General features: G+C 65.1%; 2 protein-coding genes. Both read right to left on the reverse strand.

What is annotated here, in order from left to right; all coding sequences use genetic code 11:
* A partial coding sequence (locus ACFSNN_RS37385) for a M23 family metallopeptidase (protein WP_377779215.1) occupies positions 1–775 on the reverse strand: 775 nt, incomplete at its 3' end.
* Positions 753–1,974: type VI secretion system tip protein VgrG (gene vgrG / locus ACFSNN_RS37390; protein WP_377779216.1), on the reverse strand; the 1,222-nt coding region annotated here is incomplete at its 5' end. The genes ACFSNN_RS37385 and vgrG, both read right to left, overlap by 23 nt.

The raw sequence follows: 1,974 nt of genomic DNA on the forward strand, positions 1-1,974 counted from the left end.
TCGTTCCGGCCGGTACGAGAGACGGCTGCGGGTATAACGTCGCGATAGCCGGCGCGCTGTCATCATCGCGGAAAGGGTGCGGCTCACTGGCGAAGAGCTTCGCGCCGCGAGGAATGAAGAACCATATGTCGCCATACACCGCATCGGTGCGCGCCGGGGTGTTGCCTAGCGGCCCCGGCGCGCGTCCAATCATCTTTTTCAGGTTCGCCTCGTCGCAGACGATCTCGAAGTGAATCTGCGGATACTGGCCGTATATCTGGCCGGGCGTCCCGACCACGTCCTTGCGGTAGACCTTCTTGCCGACAGCGAGCGTCGGCATCACCTGCTGCATATGCAGGTAGACCGAGTAATAGGTGATCTTCGCGTTCTCGCCTTCACCGATCTCGGTGTCGTGACGGATGACCACGCAGCCGTCATCCGTGCGCACGTTGCGATACTGGAGCGTCGGCTTGTGGGTCGTGTCGGTCTTGCGCATGTACACAACCCTGCCGTCTGCGATGGCACGCACGAGCAGAGGGTGGCCGCCTTCTTCCGGCGCCCTGAGATGCGGGCCGCCATGCCAGCCCAGATTGTGGCTGACCGGATAGGCGCCGTTGCCCGGCTCGCATTCCAGCATGCCAGATGTGCATACGTCGCCATCGGGGACGACCGTGTTGCCGGCGTCCGCCGTAGTCATGGCGTCGTTCTGCTGCGGCTGCGCTGCGAAAAGAAAAGGAGGGCTGATAATCATGAGTCTGTCAGGACGAAAGCCGTCACAGTGAATGGATGTGGTCATCGGTGGGCGTGCCCGAACTGAAAGGCGGGAAAGTCTTCAACTGGATGTCCCGGCCCGGCACGTCCCATGACGCGCCTTTCTCCAGAATCGGCCCCGGCGACCCGTTGGTGATCCCGCTGCCGTTGATCTGAATATACGACCCGCCCGCACCGAGCCAGACTTCCGTTGCCGCCGTGATCACGATCCTGCCGTCCGTGCTGCTGATCGTGACGTCCTTTAGCGCCGCCAGTGCCATCTGGTCGCTCTGCGCCTGTATCTCCACGCGCCCCTTCGCCGCGATCAGCTTCATGCCAAGCTGCCAGGCAAACAGGCTGATCGCGCCGCGCACCGACGCAATCAGCGAACGTCCCAACGACACACTCACGTCCCGCCCCGCCGTCACCGCGTGATCGTTCGCGCTCGCCATGTGCGTGCTGTCTGCGGCCGTGGTCGCGATGCCCGCCGCACTCGCCATCACCACGTCCGGACGCGTCATCTCCGGCGATGGATTCTCCGGCGTCTGTGCGCCGCCCCTGATCGCTTCGTTCTGCGTCCTGATCGTGCTGGCCGCGTCGCTCTGGCTCGCTTGCGGCGTCTGCGCGTTGTGCTGCTTCGCGAGCAGTGACAGGTCCTCATGCTGTTGCCGCGCCTGCGTAAGCCGCTGTACCGTCTCGCCCATATCCTTCACGGGAGCGGTCGCGCCCGCACGCGTCTCGGTCGTTACGAGCAAGCCCCGGTTCGCCCGCATCACCGCATGCGCATCGGTGGCAATCTCGATCCCTTCGCCGCGCGCCTCGGTGCGCCCCCGGTTGCCGTCGATGCGCGTATTGAACCCCGCCACAAACCGCGAATTCGCCTGGTCGCTCGCGAGCTGCGCCTGCATCCGGCCGGGCGTATCGTCCAGCGCGAGATGGTTCGAGCGCCGACCATACCCAAGGCTGCTGCTGCGGATGCCGCTGAGCGCCGCGTTGGCCGGCAGGGCCCACGGCGGCATGTTGAACCTGTCCACGACGAAGCCCGCAACAACCGGCCGGTCGGGGTCGCCGTGCACGTGAGCGACGAGGACCATCTGTCCCGCCCGGCCAGGTGCGACGACGCCCATCTCGCCACCCTGCCACTGGCTCATGACGCGCACCCAGATCGAGGTTGAGCCATCCAGTTCCACCTGCCGGTCCCAGTCGAACTGGATGCGCAGCCGGTTGCGGAAGTCGATGTACATT

Source organism: Paraburkholderia dipogonis, assembly GCF_042680985.1.
Taxonomy (GTDB): Bacteria; Pseudomonadota; Gammaproteobacteria; order Burkholderiales; family Burkholderiaceae; genus Paraburkholderia; species Paraburkholderia phytofirmans.